The following is a 19410-nucleotide window of genomic DNA, read 5'->3' as shown; positions in this document are numbered from 1 at the left end:
TTCTTGAATCTTCACGCATTGTTAGATTAAATGCAAAACAGCCCATTTTATGCATTAAACCCATCTCATTTAAGGAAAGCACATGAAGGCGGTATATTTAGATTACGCATCTTTAGATAAAAACGACTTAGATTTTAGTGCGCTACATGCGGTCTTTGATGATTTACAGCTGTATGAACGTACCAGTGCTGAGCAGTTGTTATCGCGTGTGCAAAATGTGGATGTGATTATTAGCAACAAAGTGGTGATTGATGCGCAAACCATGCAGCAATGTCCTAATTTAAAACTTATTCTAATTTCTGCGACAGGTACCAATAATATTGATTTGGTGCAAGCGACGCAGCAAGGCATTAGCGTCTGCAATTGCCAAGGCTATGGTACGGCAGCTGTTGCACAGCACACCCTTATGTTGATGCTAAATTTGGCCACTTCTTTCCGTCAGTATGACCGAGCTGTGCAGCAAGGCGAATGGAACAAAGCCAACCAATTTTGTTTGCTGGATTATCCAATCATTGAGCTGTCAGGCAAAACCTTAGGCATTGTGGGTTATGGTGAATTGGGGCAGGCCGTGGCGAATTTAGCCCGTGCATTTGGCATGCAGATTCAAATTGCAGCCTTGCCAAACCGTCCAGCTGGCCCTGAGCGTATAGCGTTTGCAGAAATGCTGCCGCAAGTGGACTTTTTAAGTTTGCACTGTCCATTAACCGATGATACGCGGGATTTGATTGATGCAGCAGCACTGAAAAAAATGAAAGCCAGCGCCTTTGTGATTAACTGCGCCCGTGGTGGTGTGGTCAATGAAAGCGCTTTGGCAGAAGCGCTGAAGGCTGGAACAATTGCAGGCGCTGCTACAGATGTACTGACGGTTGAGCCACCTAAAGCAGGTAATGTGCTGCTGGATGCCTCTATACCTAATTTAATCATTACCCCGCATAGCGCATGGGGCAGCGTGGATGCACGTCAGCGCATAGTGCAGCAGATGGTGGAAAATACAGAAGCATTTAAGGCTGGTCAGCCGATCCGTAAAGTGAATTAATGTATTTAGAAATCTAAAAATAGCTATAAAAAAGCCCATCGTGTGATGGGCTTTTATTTGCGTGTAGACAACACTGACTTATAAATCGGTGACTGCATAAGACGTAGTTGATGAGCCTGAGTTGGTTACAGATTGGCTTTGCTGCTGTGGGTTTATGGTGTTACTACGATTACTATTGTTAGATGGCTCACTTAAAGGCTGCTGTTCAATGGGTGCAGACTGCTGCGGTTTGGCGCCTAGGGCTTCTTTGGTTTCTTGAATTTTGGTATTGGCTGTTTGCGCCGCTTGTGTTGCGCCTTCATCCACTTTGTGTACAGTGCCTGATGCTAGGTTTTTGGTGTTGTCCCATGCTTGATCAACGGACGGTTTAACCTTTGCGACACCGCGCTCGGTCATTTCACCGACATTTTTGGCCGCGCCAATCACGCCTTCTTGGGCTTTATAGGCCCAAACATGAAAGATGTTTGGATTTTTGCCATAAGGTTGAATCAGTTTTTGGTTTTGCTGTTCTGTTTGCGGTGCAGTTTCTGCTGTTTGCGCCAATAGTAATGGAGATGCCAGCAGTAAAGTTACACCTACTGCGGTTTTTAATAATTTCATGTGGCAGTAAACCTCAACGTGTATTCATCTTAAAGGGTCTTAACGCATTATAAGCAAGCAAAGCGCAATAGGAAGTTTTGAATGCAAAATCTATACAGCTGCGTTTTGGCACGGTGAAAAGTGAAAGCTAAATGCGTTGTGCAATAAAAACAAAGCCCATCGGAAATGAAGGGCTTTGTTTGAAGCTTGGTAAAATAAGTCTAATACAGGCTTATTTTTTGCTTACTTCAGTTTTTGCAGAAGTTTTAATTTCTGCAGAACCGACAGGTGTTTTCACCTGCGCTGAGCCTTCACCGTCAAAGCCTGCGCTGCGTGGTTGATTAATGTGATCTTTCAGCTTTTGGTTTTTGCTTTTTAGATACGATTTGGTTTTTTCGCTTTTATCTGAGGCAAATTTTTTGCTTTGCTCTGTTTTAGATTTTAGCAGATCGTGGCTTTTTTCTGCATCGTCATGCAATGACTGTTTGTGCTCTTCAGCTTTTGCTTCTTGAGTGGCTTTAATTTCAGCGACTTTGTCTTTTGTGGTGTCCCATTTTTCTTGGCTGGCTTCTTTGGTGTGTTCAGCGCCTTGGACGACGGTGTCACCTGTTTTATGCGCAATCGTTTTAATGTCTTGGCCTAGGTTGTTTAACACGCCTGGTGTTTGCGCTTGCACAGCGACGTTAGTGCTGCTGTTTGCAGAAATAGCTGTATTTGCAAATAGGACAGGTGAAGCTACCAGCAGAGCTGCGCCAATTAAGCTGTGTTTTAATAATTTCATTTTTCTATACACCTCATTGTTGTGAGCACTGCGCCGTACGAGGACGGAGTGTACGATGAGATATTAGATGCAATTTTTTTGAAAATGGCGCTTTTTGATAAAACATACACAGCGTTTTACATGCCAAATACGCTGTAGGAGAAGTTATGGAGGGCTGGTAACAATGCTTGTGAATTGTAAATAAATTACAGATTGTCAGTCTTGAGTGGGGGAGTTTGGGCTGTAGGTGGATAAGGGCATCACTCATACAGATAATGAGTGATGCGGTTTTAACGGAACATTAGTCACATTGTGAAATGGCTTCTTTTGCAAAGTGATGACGTAATGCAAGGAAGTTCTTTTGGACTTCTGGTGCATGTAGGTCAAAGCCTGTTGCTGTGCTGGTGCCATCTTTGGCGAAGGTTGCAGAGCCAGCAGATATAAGCGTTAAGCCTTTAAATGTCCATTGTTCTACCACTTTGCCATTTTCTAACTGACCCGTAAATTCAATCACGCATTTGTCTACTAGCTTGTTGAGCTGTGCTTTGTTGTTGGTGGTATTTGGGTAGACGTCAATATTTGAGACTTCTTGTAATGCACCAGCTTGGATTTGCGGAATTGTTGGAGCAGATGTACAAGCGCTAAGTGCAAGACCCGCAAGACCAGTCAAAATGAGTGCTTTTAGTTTCATAAGGTTCTTTCTTGTTGAGTGTTGTTGTATTTGAGTATAGGGATTTGAGATGAAGATGACTATATTTTTTATATGTTGACAGTGTATAGCATTGAATATAGATAAATAACTGCCTTATGCGAATGTTTAAATAATAAAAAATAGCATCGGATGAAATGGAGAGTTAGGACAAAGCTTGTAGTCTCTTATGTTGTTAGTGTGTCTTTTGACCATGTGTATGATGTAATCCAATTCAGGTTACTGATCTGGAAATAGGCTTTTGTATTTGGGTTGTACGGGCTCTTTAGTTTACTTGCAATAAGGTGCTTTGATGATCCAAAAAATGAAGAATGATGAAGATTTGTAATTTGAAATACCAAAATGAGCTTTAAACCAGTTTTTAAAATTTCGTCAGTATTTGGATAGGCAGTATCGAGATTTCATCAGAAAAATAGGTTGAGTGGGATGCTTCGTAAATTTTTAGATAAAATATGATGTCATGATTTAAATGCCAATCGTTAGATTAAAGATCATGATTGATCAAAATAATAAGAGTTAATATTACTGAGGCTGGTATGAAAATTATATGGAAGAAAAAGATATTAAAACTATTGGGTTGGGAGTTTCTGTTGCTTGTTGCTTCAAGTTTATTCTTTTTAACCGATTTTTATTATGATTGGTATAACAGCCAACGGGCAGAAGAGGATGTACATAAGGTCATGGCACTCGGACAATATCTGCTTGGTGTTTTGGTATCGAGTGTATTTGGCTTGTGGTTGTTGGGTTTAGTGCGTTCTTTTTTACATTTTTTGGTGGGTTTAATTTTAGTGATTGTGCAGTTGTGGATTAGTCTATTATTTTGTAGTACAGGCACATATGAAATTGAATGGGTCGCTTTAGTAGGTTTTGTTTATTACGTTATTTTAACGGTGCTGCATATTTGGTTAGCTTCACAATGGATGAAAACGTTAACACTACGAAAAATGACTTTGAAAGGGGAATAAGATTTATTTTCAAGACCTAACTTTGTCACTTAAAACGTATGTTAAAAAACCGCATTTAAGCGGTTTTTTAACAGTAATTGGAACTTAGGGCTGAAGCACCTAAATATCCATAACGGCTATAAAAAAATAATAAAGCTCAGCAAGCCTCGTCCTTTTTTGTGTAATTAAATCCCTGGCAAAAAGAACAGTACTACCAAACTACCCAATATCCCGCCTATTATGAGCCAGTCTTTCTTACGCATCTCTGCAATGTTGAGGATAGAAAAATACAAACTTGGGTACAGAATGCCTGCAAAAATGAGTATGCACAGTGGGTTATTAAACAAAAACTCAGAATAACCCGACAACACAAAAATAGCCGTGCTGGATATCCAATACAGCACAGCCAAGATAAATTTATTTATGGCTAATGCACGAACTGAACGGTCAAGGCGACTCAAGGATACTGCAAGTATCACGATAGCAATGATGCCACCCAGAATCGAAATCAACATAAAGAACAGGCCACTCATATCTGGCTTAGTGATGATATGTGGATAGAATTTCACCAGAGCGAAACTAAGTGCTAATAGCAGGGCATGAATTATAAAAAGATACAGATCAGGGCGATAATGACGCGGAACTTTCATATTTGAAATTTATTATTCTTATAAAAAATCCCGCTAGTTTTAGCAGGATTTTAATATATTTAAAATACGTTTTTTATTGCAGGCGTACAAATTTCTCTACACGGTCATTCAAGTCGTATGTCACTTCAAATGCTGCTTTTTTACCATCAAAGGTCGCTTCAGTTGGTGTGGCCACGATTTCCCATAAGCCCAGTGTCGCAACATCGGCTACACCATGGAACAGTGTGCGTCCAACGCGGTTTGCAGTGCTGTAGCCTTGCGTAAAGGAGAATACATCAACACGCTTACCATCCTGCTTAGTTTCACTGGCAATTGGAGAGCCAATTTCAGCTAAAATTGTACTACGTGGCATACCTTGTGCAATGACGGATAGGTCTTTCTTTTTAGGCTGTTTTGAAGCCATAACAGCAGAACATCCCGTTTCTGTAAAAGCCAGTGCAAGCAATAAAGGCACAACCAATAATTTCTTCATTTTTAAATATTCCCCCTTCTAACATTATTGAATATTTTGGAAGGATTATAGAGTAAATAAAGTAAATAAGTTTATGAAATTTAAAATAAAAATTATTTAGAAAGATTTAAGTAAGCTGTCAATAAATATTAAAAGTAATAAAAAACCCGCTCGAAAGCGGGTTTTTTTATTTAATTCAGAACTTAGTGTTGTAACACAGAAATATCAGCCACTTTCGTGAACAGGTCACGAAGCTGAGCAAGCATACGTAAACGGTTTGCTTTTAGGTCAGCATCATCTGCCATGACCATTACACCATCAAAGAACGCATCTACAGGCGCACGAAGCGCAGCAAGTGCAGACAACGCAGCAGTGTAGTCTTTGGCAGCAAATAACGGCTCAACCACAGGTGTAATTTTCGCAAGTTCAGCGAACAATGCTTTTTCAGCATCTTCAACCAAATTCGCTTCAACCACAGCGCCTTCAGGTGCAGCTTCTTTCGCAAGAATGTTGGCAACACGCTTGTTGGCAGCAGCAAGTGCGGCAGCTTCAGGCAAGTTACGGAAGTGATTTACTGCATTTACACGCTTATCAAAATCAAGCGGTGATTTTGGAGAAAGCGCTTGAACCGCTTGAATCACATCAACTGCAACGCCTTGGTCTTCGTATTTCGCACGGTAACGGCCTTCAAGGAATGCAACAGCATCCGCCAAAGTCTTAGCGTGATCTTTCAATACGTCGCCATAAGCAGTTAAAGCAAGTTTGATCAGGTCTTCAATTGAAACGTCTAACTCATTTTCAGTCACTAAACGCAAAATACCAATTGCAGAACGGCGCAGTGCAAACGGGTCTTTAGAACCTGTAGGCGCTTGACCAATCCCGAAAATACCTGTGAGCGTGTCTAAACGGTCAGCAAGGGCAATGGTTGTACCTGTTTTGGTTTTCGGTAAAACGTCACCCGCGAATTTAGGTAAGTATTGCTCACCTAAAGACTCAGCAACTTCATCATTTTCACCTTCAAGACGTGCGTAGTAAGTACCCGCAATACCTTGAAGTTCTGGGAATTCACCCACAAGCTCCGAAGTTAAGTCACATTTTGCAAGAAGGGCTGCTTTTTCAGCATCCGCTGGGTTTGCACCAGTAATCGGTGCAAGTGCAACAGCCAATTTCGCAATACGTTCAGACTTGTTCCACAGTGTGCCAAGTTCAGCTTGGAAAACCATGTTCGCAAGTTTCTCTTTACGAGACGCAAGCGGTTGCTTTTGGTCTTGTAAGAAGAAGAATTCAGCATCAGACAAACGTGGACGAACAACTTTCTCGTTACCTTCAATAATTTGAGTCGGATCTTTAGACTCAATGTTTGAAACAGTAATGAAGTAAGGCTGTAATTTGTTATCAGCATTAACTAAGCAGAAGTACTTTTGGTTGTCCTGCATCGTCGTAATCAATGCTTCTTGAGGAACTGCAAGGAAGCGTTCTTCAAAGCTTGCACGTAGCGCAACAGGCCATTCAACCAATGCTGTTACTTCGTCACGTAAGTCGGCAGGGACAATCGCAATCGCATTCACTTCATCAGCCAAAGCTTTCACTTGACCGTCAATGATTGCTTGACGCTCTTCAAAAGACGCAACGACGTGAGCCGCTTTTAACTTAGGCAAGTATTCTTCAGCATTGGCTAAAGTGATTGCTTCTGGCGCATGGAAACGGTGACCATAAGTCACGTTGCCTGCTTTGTGGTCTTGAATGGTTGCATCAACAACATCGTTGTCTTTAAGCAGCACAACCCATTTTACCGGACGTACAAATTCAGTACGGCTGGCTGCAGAACGCATGCGTTTTGCAATTGGAAGGTTATCCAACGCAGTTTGTAAGATTTGCGGTAAAAGCACATCAAGGCTTTGGCCTTTAACGTCTTTTAAGTAGCAAACTTTTTCAACTTTACCTGCTTGGAAAGTCGAAACTTGCTCAACTGTAATGCCTTGACCGCGCATAAAGCCTTCAAGCGCTTTAGTCGGGTTGCCTTCCGCATCAAACGCTGCTTGTTTCGCAGGGCCGTCAAAACGTTTTTGTGTGTCTGCTTGAGCAGTATCAACATTCACAATTTTAAGCGCTAAACGGCGCGGCGCTGCGTATGCTTCAATTGAGTCAAATGCAAGGCCAGCATCATTTAAGCCTTTAACCGTTTCAGCTTGCAGTGCATCACGTAATTTTTTCAGGCTTTTTGGTGGAAGTTCTTCACAGCCAAGTTCAAATAAAACAGTATGTTTAGACATTATTTGTTCTCCGCTGCAGCTTCTGCTTCAACTTGTGCTTTTAATTGCGCCAATACTTCATCACGTAAGTGCGGTTCAGCCATAGGGAAGCCAAGTTCCGCACGTGCTGCCACGTAGCTAGTTGCAATTGCACGTGCCAATGAACGTACACGTAAAATATAACGCTGACGCTCAGTCACAGAAATCGCACCGCGAGCATCTAACAAGTTAAAGCTGTGTGATGCTTTAATCACTTGCTCGTATGCAGGAAGTGGCAATTTAGCTTCGATTAAACGTGTTGCTTCAGCTTCGTAGAAGTCGAACAATTCAAACATTTTATCAACTGGCGCATATTCAAAGTTGTAAGTCGATTGCTCAACTTCGTTTTGATGGAATACATCACCATAAGTTACTGTACCGAACTGGCCTTTAGTCCAAACAAGATCGTAAACAGAGTCCACACCTTGAAGGTACATTGCAAGACGTTCTAAACCGTAAGTGATTTCGCCAGTTACTGGGTAGCACTCAACACCACCGACTTGCTGGAAGTATGTGAATTGAGTCACTTCCATACCATTTAACCAAACTTCCCAGCCTAAGCCCCAAGCGCCTAGTGTTGGAGATTCCCAGTTGTCTTCTACGAAACGGATGTCGTGTACAAGCGGGTCAATACCAATCGCTTTAAGCGAGTCTAGGTACAGCTGCTGGATGTTGTCTGGGTTTGGCTTAAGCACAACTTGGAATTGGTAGTAGTGCTGCAAACGGTTCGGGTTTTCGCCATAACGGCCATCTTTAGGACGGCGCGACGGCTGTACGTAAGCTGCGTTCCAAGTTTCAGGGCCTAAAGCGCGTAGGAATGTTGCAGTGTGGAATGTACCAGCGCCCATTTCCATGTCGTAAGGCTGAAGGACTACACAGCCTTGTTCAGCCCAGTAGTTTTGTAAGGCAAGAATTAAGCCTTGGAAGGTATCAATATGCGATATGGCGCGACTCATGGTCATCCACTTAAAATTAGATAAAAATTGTGCTCAATTATAAGGATTTTGGGGGTGTGTGGCAAAGGTCTTTTATTTTCTATCAGCATTAAAAATATTGATTACAGAGTTCCTTGAATTTAGGATGCATGAGTAAGTTTTTGAAATCAAAATCTGTTTCGACATCACGGAGTGTGAAATAGCTTTCAGTATCTTTTTGATTCTGTTTAAGTGATGCTTCTAGTAGATTTAAACTTGAGTCGACATTATCTTTTAAAGCTTCTAAACATGCTTGATTGTATAAAATGCGACTGATTATATTGTTAGTATTATTTCGGTATTCATCGGTTGTTTTAAGTTTGTTGAGAGCATTTTCGGCTTCTTGAAGAAAGCTGGGTTCACTGAGCAAATTGTTTTCTTTTTGAATTCGATAAATCGTTAAACAAGTATGACTAAGATTAAGTAAAGCCCAAAAATTATTAGGTTTGCTTTCTAATGCTTCGAGTAAATACTTTTTCAAAGTAAAAAGATTTTTTAATCTTTCTTGAATGAGATGCTTGTATTGGGATGGTTTAGCGCGTTCTTTAAAATTATAGGAACCTTCTAGGTCTGATATTTTAAGAATTTTATAGACAAGGTTGATGAATTTTTGATGTTGTTCGAGCTTTTGTGAATGGTTGATTCTCTCTAGATGCTTTTTACAATCATGAATAAATTCTTGATAAAAATTACCTAATTGTTGGTGAGTATTGAATTTTATTTCATCAATGTATAGTTGGAGTCGTTCACTAGGATCTTCGATAAAACTTAAAGGGCACTCTATATCTTTATTAATTTGCAAAAATATAGAATCGGCATCACAGCCATAAATGACTTTGCACTCTTCATCATTCTCTAAAAATTGATGGCTTTCTTTTTGTAAAACTTGTTCTTTGTATTCGAGCCAATATAACCAATTATTGAATGGCCTTAGCTCATTTAAAGCATCCATTAAGGGATCATTTTCCCCACTATAACCTGCAACAATCCAAGGACTTTTACAGCCTGTAGACACTACAACTTTTTGTAAAATCGGATCGTGTATATTTAATTGTGATGATGTGTTTCTTTGAACTTGTCCTGCATGTTGACCATTTAAGTAAATAATACAGGGGTCATCAAAAAGTTCAGGATTTATTTGATCTACTGAACCTAGATCATAAATAGCTGGTAGTGGATACATGCCAACCATATAACAAGCATTAATGAGTAATGGGTCAAAGTTAGTGGTCAAAATACGTTTGATATAACCTTGCTTTAATAATTCTGCGATGGTCAGGTGAGCAAAGTTTAGTTTGGCTTTGGGGATGCTCCTTGCTTCATTACCCTGAATATGCCATTGAAAAATCTCTTTACGATGAGCAGGTGATAGTTTACTCATAATGTCGTTGTATTGAAGTATGCTTAAATTCTCTATGGATTGTCGTTTTACTTCTTCTGTAAAATAATTAGGAAAGTTGTCGATCGCGATTTTCATTAGCTTTTGCGCAGGCGGTATGCCAGCAGATACAGAAATGCCTGCTCCGACCAGTAAAATTGCACCACCATCTTCTTTAGCATCTTTTAAAGAGGCTGCTAAGTGTTTTAAAAGTTCTTCGCGCTTTGGGTTCATTATTTTTTATAAAGTCATATGTTGCTTACTATATTATGGTTAAGTTGATGTTTTTCAAATTTTATTTATATTTTCAAAAATAAATCTAATATTTATAACATATAAAATAAATACATCTTTTAATGAAGTGTCGCCTATAATTCGTTTAAATATAAAACAGCAAATGCAGGTCTCACGTGTTTCACTCCAAAGCAGCTTGGCTCAATACCCTAAAACCTAATTTTAAAGTGCTCCCGCTTAAAGACCGCGTCTTATGTGGGGTAGGGGCTTTGCTTGGATTAAGTATTTCCTCGCTCATCAGTTGGCTTGCACTAGGTAACCTAAATGCATGGTATATCGCGCCTATGGGCGCATCTTCAGTGCTGTTGTTTGCTGTGCCTGCTAGTCCTTTGGCACAGCCCTGGAATATGGTGGTTGGTAACAGTATTGCGGCGCTCATCGGTGTGACCTGCGCAATGTGGATACCCAATCAGACTGAAGCATTTAGTGTAGCCGTTGCGCTGGCTATCGTGCTGATGATGACCACAGATTCCTTACATCCGCCGAGTGGCGCGGTGGCGATTACTGCGGTGCTGGGTGGCAAAGCTGTACAAGATTTGGGTTATGCATTTCTGTTTTATCCTGTGCTATTAAATTCTGTATTGCTGATGGCCTTTGCTATATTTTATAACCGTTTGCTTGGTAAACCATATCCGCAGCGTCCACAGGTCAATATACGCAGCGCAGATCCGACACCGATGCAGAAAGTGTCCATTCGGCCAGTAGATATTCAGCAGGTATTAGAACGTCAGAGCCAGTTGCTTGATATTAGTGAATATGACTTACAGAAAATTATTTTAGAAGCACAGCAGTTGGCAAACCGTCGCAATTTAAGTCAGTTTAGCTGTCGTGACATTATGAGCCGTCAAGTCCTGACTTTAAGGGCGGAAGATGATATTCAATCGGCTTTGGAAAAGTTTAAACAGGTGAATTTAATGAGCCTGCCGGTGGTAGGTGATTTGGACCGATTGGTGGGTAATTTAGCTTTGTATGAGGTCGTGGAGTGGTTCAAACGCGCTGCTGATCCTAAAGCCAGCTGGGAAAATCACGTATATCAGATTATGAATCCTAAAGTGGTGACTGTCAGACCAGATCAACCGATTGAAGATTTAGTTCCATACTTTGTTGAGCGTTCTTTTAATTACATCCCTGTGGTTGAAAATCAGCGCTTAATTGGCATGATTAGTCGTGCAGACATGATTGCAGCCTTAAATCAGCAAATTCACTTCTTAAAAGAGAAAGCTTAAATGTAGGCAAAAAAAAGCTGTAGGCTTTTGGGGGAAAACCTACAGCGACCAAAGAGGTCTAAGGGATCTCTATTGTGTTTATAACAACAGACTAAAATTAAAATAACCTGAATTTAAATGCAGATTATTGCAACGGATCATTATTTACAGTACGTACAGGGTGGTCATAGCCTTGCATATTTTTGTATTGGCTTTGCTGTTTTGGAATCACCAGCCATAAAACCAAATACACCAAAATCCCTGGAAATGCTGCACTCATACATGAAACGATCACGAAAATAACGCGCAACAAATTTGCATTCCAACCAAAACGTTCAGCAATACCGCCCATTACACCCGCAATCATGTTTGAACGGTTCGAACGATATAAACCAACATTGGCCATTCAAGTCTCCTTAATTCATCAATTGTTATATGAAGCATCATGTGAACGATAAAACTTAATTCAATCATGCATCCATACTTTTAAAATGGTGACATGGATCAATTTTTAAAGCTGTTTTAAGCAAAAAAAACGTAAAGATATGTAAAAGAATGAGGATTTAGAAAATAATGGTGGCATACATTTAATTTTAAAAATTTATACAGCATACATATCTATAAAATTTAGAGTTTTTTAATGTCTGATAAGCAATTGGTCATCATATATAAGAGTAGAGCATATTTTACTGATGAAAATTTTAACCGCTCTTCACTTATCGAAGTATTGCCAGCGTTGGGTGACGAAGCAAGTTTGGCTAGGCATGATGGTTTTATCATGCTTTGCCCTCATAGGGTGTAGCTCACCTGAGCATCAAGCCAGTAATGTGCAAAAAGATGTCATCCAAGTGGATAGGTTGGATCTAGAAAAACAGAAGGGTCGTGCTTTATTGAATGTGGCGTTGGGGCAGGAGAGGGTTGCGATCGCTGAACAACCTATGAATGTGGGCTTGGTGAACCAAGAGGCGATGCCTTATGTTGGCCGTTATGCCACGAAAATTGATTGCGAAGATGCTTTTGTCGGTTGTGAAAGTGGTGAAGCTGATTTCATTATCAGTTTATCACCCAATGGTATAGCACATCGCATGATTAAACATCGTGGCTCCATTACCTTTACCTCCAATCAACAATATCGGCAGGACCATTGGTCTTATGACCCAAATGTGCATCAAATTATTTTGCATCGTGCTTCAGGGGGCGACTTTTTTTATGATATTGATGCTAAAAAAATATTGTGATGGATTTGGATAAAATTGCTCATGCAACTGAAGTGAATCAGCAATATTTTGCTGAAGGGAATCCATTGCCACTGAAAGCTTATGTGCTAGAAAAAATTAATACTCGATCTGTGCAAGAATAGATCAAATTGAAAATAACAGAATGTGGTGGGTTGTGTGGGGTTCGAACCCACGACCAATAGATTAAGAGTCTACTGCTCTACCAGCTGAGCTAACAACCCTTTGTCAGGATTAGTGAACTTAAAGCATTGCTTTGAAGTATCACCCGAGTGCAAAAGTGAATGTATAGACGTCAAAAAACACCGTACATTGCAACATCGGTATAGCAAAATTTCGAGAATGGCAAATACACCCGAATGGGTAGATTGGTCTTGGTCGGAACTTGCAGGTTTCTTTTTCTTCGCATGCCGGAAGAAAGAAGCCCTAAGAAAGAATGGTGGGTCGTCCGCGACTCGAACGCGGGACCAATAGATTAAAAGTCTACTGCTCTACCAACTGAGCTAACGACCCTTAGGGGGTATACTGCATTTTAGTCTAAAACCGAAGTTTTAGAAAGATGGTGGGTCGTCCGCGACTCGAACGCGGGACCAATAGATTAAAAGTCTACTGCTCTACCAACTGAGCTAACGACCCATCTTTGGGGTATCGAAGTAAATGGTGGGTCGTCCGCGACTCGAACGCGGGACCAATAGATTAAAAGTCTACTGCTCTACCAACTGAGCTAACGACCCATATCACTTGATGGTGCGTATTGTAGCAAGATATCGATTGAGCGCAAGTAAAAAATCATAAACTTGCTTTTGTTTGTTTATAAATACAACAAAAAAGCCCGTTTTTATCAAAAAACGGGCTTTTTATAATCAGAAACGATACTTGTAGGCGTTAATGTTGCTTAAAATATCTGCAGTTAAGTCACAGTAAGCATCACTATTGGGTAGCCAAACCAAGATACGATCACTGGTTTTTTCAGGATCAAAGCCTTGTTCTTTTAACTTACTCTTTTGATATTTAAAGGTGCCTGTGGTTTCAACTTGCTGTTGTATGCGTAAAAACAACGGGACTGCATAGGCTGGAAGGCATTTTTTAAATTCAACCAGCATATCTTTGCAGTCTTGTTCATCTAATACAGCATTTGGGGGTAGGGTAATGGCTGCCATACCTGCACGACCATTGGTATTTGGAATTTCTACACCATAAACTACGGCTTCTGAAATTTTACTGTACTCACTCACCATGTTTTCAACTTCAGTTGTTGACACATTCTCGCCTTTCCAGCGGAAGGTATCACCTAGGCGATCCACAAATTGTGCATGGCGGAAGCCAATATCACGCACTAAATCGCCGGTATTGAAGTAAGCATCGCCATGCTTAAACATATCTTTGATAATGACCGATTTATTTTTTTCTGGATCGGTATAGCCATCGAACGGTGAGCGACGGGTAATTTTACCCACCAATAGCCCCACTTCACCTTTTTTAACTTTAATGCACCATCCTTTTTTATTGCGGATGGGCTCATTCTTTTCTTTATCAAATTGAATAACCGCATACGGTGTTGGCGAGAAGCCTACAGTATTGTCAAAGTTAAATACGTTACTAAAGCCAACGTTGCCTTCACTCGACGCATATAACTCTAAGACTTCTTCAATACCAAAGCGTTCTTTAAATTTGTCCCAGATATTTGGGCGCATACCGTTACCAATCATTTTGGTGACACGGTGGCCTTTTTCAAGATCAGATGGTGGTGCATCCATAAGATAGCGACACAGCTCACCAACATAGCCAATCGCTGAGGCATCAAATTTTTGTACATCTTTCCAAAAAGAGGAAGTTGAGTATTTACGACGAATTGCGAGTGTTGCAGCACCTGCAATCACACCACACCAGCACACCACAGTACCTGTTGCATGGTAAAGGGGCAGGGTGACATACATGACGTCATCTGGAGTGAGATTTAAAATATGACCGTAAGTGCCATAAGCCAATGTCCAACGACTATTGGTAAAAATCACGGCCTTAGGGAGGCCGGTGGTGCCAGAAGTGTAAATATAAAACAGGCCATCTTTGCCTTTTACACTTTGTGTGGTTGGTGGGTTGAATTTTGGAAATTGCTCAATCAGCTGAGCGAGGTTTTGAAAGTCTTTAGGTGCTTTACCTGCATCTATTAGTGTTGCTTGATCGGCAAACCAATGTAAACGCTCTGGTGCGACGCTCAGGTCATTACGAATTTCATCAACAGCAACACGGCATTCTTCACCTACAATCACAGCGATCGGGTTCACAAGGTTAATGCTATGTGCGAGCACCTTACCTACTTGAGAGGTATTCACCAGTGCAGCCGTCACGCCAATTTTTGCTAACGCAACAATACATGCCACCAACTCAGAGCGGTTTTCAATCATCACCGCAATCACATCACCTTTTTTAGCTCCGAGGGAAAGGTAGTAATGCGAAATCTGGTTAGCCCATTGGTTGAGCTCGGTATAGGTATATTTTTGTTCTTCAAAGAGTAAAGCCATGCCATTTGGATTGCGCTTAACGGCTTTTTCAAATGCGAGACCAAGACCAGCAGGTGTATTTGGAGTGCGTAAATAGGCTTGTTTTAGTCCCGTCAATAAATTAGGGACTTTGCTCATAAATTTTGGAATTTTAGCAGCGACATCCGCAATCCCAATCAGGTCGTGTTGTGTAGTTTGGCTCATGAGAATCCTAGTTATTTTGCGTAATCCAATACGTCTTTTGTTAGCGGTATATGATGCATTCAGTAGAGATATTGGTTTTTAATCGTTTTAATCTAGTGCAATCAACCTAATTTGACAAAAGTATCAAAAAAAAACCAGTCACCGAAATGACTGGATTTTTTTAATCAGCTGCAATTTTGCAAGTATTACTCAGCTGAAGTATTACTTTTCTTTGGTGGACGACCACGAGGACGGCGCGGGCGAGCTGGTTTGTCTTTGTCTGCTTTGACTTTTTCGTCATCCGCATCAACGACATCCGTATTTTCTGCGGCTTCCTGAACCTCAGACTCAGCTTCAACAACTTCATTCACTTCAACAGGTGTTGCTTCAACTTCTGCTGGTGTTTCAGTTGCTTCTTCTACAACTGGCTCTATTGCAAGCGTTGCTTGAGTAGGTGCGAGTTCTTCAAGCACTGGAGTGACTTCAGCTACATGTTCAACAGTTGGTGTTGCTTCAGTTGTGCTTTCAGCTGTTTCGGTTACTTCAGCTTGCGCGCTTTTCGCTTGCTCAAGGGCTTGTTCTGCCGCCAATTTAGCTAAACGACGACGCACACGTGGATCATTTGAAACACGATTTTCAGAAGTTGCTTTCGGTGGTGTTAAGTCCAATACCGGTGCAGGTTCTGCTTGAGGTGCTGCTTTAGCAACGACAACATCACGTGTGACAGGTTTTTTCTCAACAGCTGTTGGTGCAACTGTAGAAAGTGTAGCTGCATACTCTTCCGTGAATTTTTGCAATGCACGATTAAATGTTGGAATTAGACCAAACTGTTCAATCAGCACAGAGCAGTCTTCACCATACACATGGCGAATTAGGCTACCTACAGTATATTCACCCAAAGTTGGTACTTGTGAAGGTGATAACTTCGGTGCTTGTGCTTGGCGGTTTTGCGCTTCACGTTGTTGACGACGGCGTTGACGCGGGTCATTGCTTGCACGTTTCACTGGTGCATCTTGAACTGGCTTTTCAGCAGGTTCTTGATGTGCTTTGGCTTTGCTCTTGTGCTCTGTTTTTGGTGCTTCAGTAACAACAGCAGTTTCTGCTGGTGTAGCTTCTGCAACTTGTGCACGTGCTGGCTTTTCAGCTTTTGCTGGTGCTTCAGGCGTTAAAGCAACAATTTCACTTTGCGCTTGATCAAGGTTTACCACCATAGCAGTTGGAAGAATCTCTTGGCGAGGTACTTCAATAGTTTCTACTTTAGGTTGGCGCGAAGCAACAGCAGGCGTGTTTTCAACTGCCAACTCTTGAGCAATGGTTTGCTCATTTAAAACGCTTGGATCACGGTGGCGATTTGGGCGGTTTGGACGTTGGTGGTTGTTACGATCACGACGTGGAACAGCTTGTTGCTCATGATTTTGTTGTACATCATGCTGCTGTTGTTCGTTGTGATTGTTGTTGTGTGGGCGACGCGAGTTGCGCTTGTTTTCACGCGCTTCTTGACGTTGCTCTTGACGCGACACTTGGAGCACTTCTTCATGCACTTGATGTTGTGGTGCATTGTCTTGAGCCACTTGCTCACGTGGTTCTTTGTGCTTGTTGCGTTGCTTTTTGTTGTGGTTGCGCTGAGTTGCTTTTTCGTCTTTCTCAACATGCTTTTCTGTTTCACGAACATCAGGCTTATGTGTAACAGACGTAGACGGCGCTAAGTACACATTGCTTGCAGGTGCGGCAACTGGTGCAGCTGCTGTAGCAACTTGACCCACTTGGCCAAATTGACCACGGCTTACAGCACCACCATTTACCATTTGTTCAATCATGGTTGCTGCATTATTTGCAGTACGTGATTGATCGATGGTTGCAGCTTGCTTTTGTACAAACAAGTTTTCTAACCAAGCACATGGGCTAGAGCTTGCAACAGTAGGTGCTGGCGCTTGAGCGACAGGTGCTTGTTGTGCAGCTTGAGCCTTGTGTTGTGACTTTTTATGGCGTTTCTCTTGTGTTTGAACAGGCGCTTGAGCGACTTGTTGTTCGTCTTCTAAATGCCATTCAGAAGCTTCATAGCCCAATTCTTTTTCGCTTGAACGTGTTGCTTCAGTACGTTCATAACTAGTTGGCGCAAAGCCTTCTGGGTTGTATGAAATTTCGTAATGTGGTGTTTCTAAATGCGGGTGAGGCAATACAGTGACACGTACATTTGAAGTTTGCTCTAGGTATACCAAACTATGACGTTTTTCATTCAATAAGAAGGCTGCAATTTCTACAGGAACTTCAACTTGAACTTCACCATGACGCTCGCGAAGGGCAATCTCTTCAACTTTACGCATAATTGAAAGTGAAAGAGAGCGTAGGTCACGAACCATACCAGTGCCGTGGCAACGTGGGCATACATAACCGGTTGCTTCTTCGAGTGATGGACGTAAGCGTTGACGGCTCATTTCCATTAAACCAAAGCGAGACAATTGACCGAATTGAATGCGGGCACGGTCGCTTTGTGTAGCTTCACGAAGTTTCGCCTCAACCATACGTTGGTTGCGGTCTTTGGTCATGTCGATGAAATCGATAACAACCAAGCCACCAATGTCGCGTAAACGAAGTTGGCGCGCAATTTCTTCAGCTGCTTCTAAGTTGGTGTTGAGTGCAGTTTCTTCTACATCGTGACCACGTGTTGATTTCGCTGAGTTAATGTCGATAGACACTAAAGCTTCAGTTTGATCGATGACAATTGAACCGCCAGAAGGCAGTTTAACTTCACGCTCATAAGCTGTTTGAATTTGGCTTTCAATACCAAAATGAGCGAATAACGGTTCATTTAAGGTATAGGTTTTAAGTTTGTCGATTTGACGAGGCATCACAGCTTTAACAAAGTTATATGCTTCGTTATAGGCTTGCTCAGAGTCAATCAGAATTTCTGCAACGTCATCACGTAGATAGTCACGAATTGCACGTGTTACGACACCCGCTTCTTGATGAACAAGCATTGGTGATGGACCTGAATTAGACGTGCTTTGGATTTGAGCCCAAAGGTCTAATAAGTGCTGTAGGTCAAGTTGCAATTCTTCTTGTGAACGGCCAATACCTGCAGTACGTACAATTACGCTCATACCGCGAGGGATATTTAAAGATGCCAACATTTCTTTCAATTCTTCACGAACTGAACCAGAAATTTGACGACTAATACCGCCACCTTTAGGGTTGTTTGGCATAAGTACCAAATAACGACCCGCAAGTGAAATGAAAGTAGATAAAGCCGCGCCTTTGTTGCCGCGTTCTTCTTTTTCCACTTGAACTAAAAGTTCAGTGCCTTCCGTGATGAGCTCACGAATGTTTGAAGTTTGACGAGGGTCAGCTTTGTAATATGAGTTGGCAATTTCCCGCATCGACAAGAAACCTTGACGACCTGCACCGTATTCAACGAATACAGCTTCTAGAGAAGGTTCAACGCGAGTCACGTGACCTTTATAGATGTTGGATTTTTTTTGCTCACGCGTACGATTTTCTAAGTCAAAATCGTAAAGACGTTGTCCAGTGACAAGTGCAACGCGAATCTCTTCGGCATGTGTTGCATTAATCAACATACGTTTCATGGAGTAACACCTAATAGTGATACACAACAAAACATCGCTATACACGTAGCGAACATCAAACAACGGATCAACCCTCAGATCTCAAATATACCGATTGCGGTCTGAGTTTTTTTACCGGCCTTCTTTATAGTGGGCTTCGGTTTTTGATTCACGTATTGATGATGGCAATACGGCTTCAATCTTTAAACGATTAAAGTCACCTCATGGATTCACTGGCGGACAAGCGGTACATTGGATGTGAGTAACTTTCACTGTCACATTGCTCAAAGATCATCCCTTCTTTGTAGATAGAGTGTCTTGATACGGAATTATCATCGTATCTTTACAACTTGTGCAGATCCAATGTATCAACGCTGTAGCCTGAATGCAGCATTAGGGCGCGACTAATCTGATGTGTATCAGTTTACGTTTAAAACCAACTAAAGTTGGCAGCATATTTTTTTGGGTAAGCTGCTTTTACCTCGTATAGATGTAATTAAACGCAACAGCTTACAGTTTTGCCGATATAATAAGCCTTCGGCGTCGGCATAATTCTTTTGGGACCTATGCGTATTTAGATGGGCATTTCATTGAAAAAGCATGCTCAGTAAACTGAAACGATTCAACTTTTGTCCACCAACGATGGTTTCCGTGCGC

General features: G+C 41.4%; 16 protein-coding genes and 4 tRNA genes. 5 read left to right on the top strand and 15 right to left on the bottom strand.

The window, feature by feature from the left end; translation table 11 throughout:
• Window positions 1–82 precede the first annotated feature (82 nt).
• On the top strand, window positions 83–1036 hold the full coding sequence (locus EXE29_RS07510) for a 2-hydroxyacid dehydrogenase (RefSeq protein ID WP_117006855.1): 954 nt from the start codon (window positions 83–85) through the stop codon (window positions 1034–1036).
• 78 nt (window positions 1037–1114) lie between these two features.
• Here the strand turns inward: EXE29_RS07510 and EXE29_RS07505 are convergent, their stop codons facing one another.
• The 3 genes from EXE29_RS07505 to EXE29_RS07495 form a co-directional block, all read right to left on the bottom strand.
• A complete protein-coding gene (locus tag EXE29_RS07505; protein WP_106986520.1) occupies window positions 1115–1636 on the bottom strand; it encodes a hypothetical protein in 522 nt (173 codons plus the stop codon).
• A 211-nt stretch (window positions 1637–1847) separates the two neighbouring features.
• On the bottom strand, window positions 1848–2396 hold the full coding sequence (locus EXE29_RS07500) for a hypothetical protein (RefSeq protein ID WP_106986519.1): 549 nt from the start codon (window positions 2394–2396) through the stop codon (window positions 1848–1850).
• A 280-nt stretch (window positions 2397–2676) separates the two neighbouring features.
• Window positions 2677–3066: a hypothetical protein gene (locus EXE29_RS07495; RefSeq protein ID WP_106986518.1), complete on the bottom strand. Its 390-nt coding sequence runs from the start codon at window positions 3064–3066 to the stop codon at window positions 2677–2679.
• A 554-nt stretch (window positions 3067–3620) separates the two neighbouring features.
• Here EXE29_RS07495 and EXE29_RS07490 point away from each other — a divergent pair.
• Window positions 3621–4049, top strand: a complete 429-nt coding sequence (locus EXE29_RS07490; RefSeq protein WP_106986517.1) for a hypothetical protein — start codon at window positions 3621–3623, stop codon at window positions 4047–4049.
• A 164-nt stretch (window positions 4050–4213) separates the two neighbouring features.
• Here EXE29_RS07490 and EXE29_RS07485 read toward each other — a convergent pair whose 3' ends face one another.
• From EXE29_RS07485 to EXE29_RS07465, 5 genes are all read right to left on the bottom strand, one after another.
• On the bottom strand, window positions 4214–4543 hold the full coding sequence (locus EXE29_RS07485; protein ID WP_227865814.1) for a hypothetical protein: 330 nt from the start codon (window positions 4541–4543) through the stop codon (window positions 4214–4216).
• Between the two features lie 208 nt (window positions 4544–4751).
• Window positions 4752–5150: a hypothetical protein gene (locus tag EXE29_RS07480; RefSeq protein WP_106986515.1), complete on the bottom strand. Its 399-nt coding sequence runs from the start codon at window positions 5148–5150 to the stop codon at window positions 4752–4754.
• A 182-nt stretch (window positions 5151–5332) separates the two neighbouring features.
• A complete protein-coding gene (glyS, locus tag EXE29_RS07475; protein ID WP_117006854.1) occupies window positions 5333–7402 on the bottom strand; it encodes a glycine--tRNA ligase subunit beta in 2070 nt (689 codons plus the stop codon).
• Entirely contained in the window at window positions 7402–8376 is a 975-nt protein-coding gene (gene glyQ / locus EXE29_RS07470; protein ID WP_117006853.1) for a glycine--tRNA ligase subunit alpha, read from the bottom strand. Before glyQ ends, glyS begins: the two co-directional genes overlap by 1 nt.
• An 88-nt stretch (window positions 8377–8464) precedes the next feature.
• On the bottom strand, window positions 8465–10006 hold the full coding sequence (locus tag EXE29_RS07465) for an SIR2 family protein (RefSeq protein ID WP_117006852.1): 1542 nt from the start codon (window positions 10004–10006) through the stop codon (window positions 8465–8467).
• 176 nt (window positions 10007–10182) lie between these two features.
• On the opposite strand from EXE29_RS07465, the gene EXE29_RS07460 reads away from it, so the two are divergent.
• The gene (locus EXE29_RS07460; RefSeq protein WP_117006851.1) at window positions 10183–11292 is read left to right on the top strand and encodes an HPP family protein; all 1110 of its coding nucleotides are present in this window, start codon (window positions 10183–10185) and stop codon (window positions 11290–11292) included.
• 124 nt (window positions 11293–11416) lie between these two features.
• Here EXE29_RS07460 and EXE29_RS07455 read toward each other — a convergent pair whose 3' ends face one another.
• On the bottom strand, window positions 11417–11677 hold the full coding sequence (locus EXE29_RS07455) for a PspC domain-containing protein (RefSeq protein ID WP_106985342.1): 261 nt from the start codon (window positions 11675–11677) through the stop codon (window positions 11417–11419).
• Between the two features lie 286 nt (window positions 11678–11963).
• On the opposite strand from EXE29_RS07455, the gene EXE29_RS07450 reads away from it, so the two are divergent.
• Both EXE29_RS07450 and EXE29_RS17820 read left to right on the top strand, forming a co-directional pair.
• Complete coding sequence (locus EXE29_RS07450; RefSeq protein WP_120364343.1) at window positions 11964–12509, top strand: hypothetical protein; 546 nt, start codon at window positions 11964–11966, stop codon at window positions 12507–12509.
• Window positions 12509–12631 carry a hypothetical protein gene (locus EXE29_RS17820; protein WP_265936308.1) on the top strand — a complete coding sequence of 41 codons (123 nt, stop codon included), beginning with the start codon at window positions 12509–12511 and terminating at the stop codon, window positions 12629–12631. Before EXE29_RS07450 ends, EXE29_RS17820 begins: the two co-directional genes overlap by 1 nt.
• Before the next feature lie 23 nt (window positions 12632–12654).
• Here the strand turns inward: EXE29_RS17820 and EXE29_RS07445 are convergent.
• The 6 genes from EXE29_RS07445 to EXE29_RS07420 form a co-directional block, all read right to left on the bottom strand.
• A tRNA-Lys gene (locus tag EXE29_RS07445) sits at window positions 12655–12730 on the bottom strand.
• Window positions 12731–12943: 213 nt separating this feature from the next.
• Window positions 12944–13019, bottom strand: a tRNA-Lys gene (locus EXE29_RS07440).
• A gap of 47 nt (window positions 13020–13066) precedes the next feature.
• A tRNA-Lys gene (locus EXE29_RS07435) sits at window positions 13067–13142 on the bottom strand.
• Window positions 13143–13164: 22 nt separating this feature from the next.
• Window positions 13165–13240: transfer RNA gene (locus EXE29_RS07430), tRNA-Lys, on the bottom strand.
• A 129-nt stretch (window positions 13241–13369) separates the two neighbouring features.
• On the bottom strand, window positions 13370–15211 hold the full coding sequence (locus EXE29_RS07425) for a long-chain-acyl-CoA synthetase (RefSeq protein ID WP_120364344.1): 1842 nt from the start codon (window positions 15209–15211) through the stop codon (window positions 13370–13372).
• A gap of 185 nt (window positions 15212–15396) precedes the next feature.
• Window positions 15397–18774 carry an Rne/Rng family ribonuclease gene (locus tag EXE29_RS07420; RefSeq protein ID WP_120364345.1) on the bottom strand — a complete coding sequence of 1126 codons (3378 nt, stop codon included), beginning with the start codon at window positions 18772–18774 and terminating at the stop codon, window positions 15397–15399.
• Window positions 18775–19410: the final 636 nt, after the last annotated feature.

The sequence above is a fragment of the Acinetobacter sp. WCHAc060006 genome, from assembly GCF_004209135.1.
Taxonomy (GTDB): Bacteria; Pseudomonadota; Gammaproteobacteria; order Pseudomonadales; family Moraxellaceae; genus Acinetobacter; species Acinetobacter cumulans.
The sequence above is the reverse complement of the archived record's forward strand: the minus strand, read 5'-3'. Positions and strand labels throughout refer to the sequence as shown.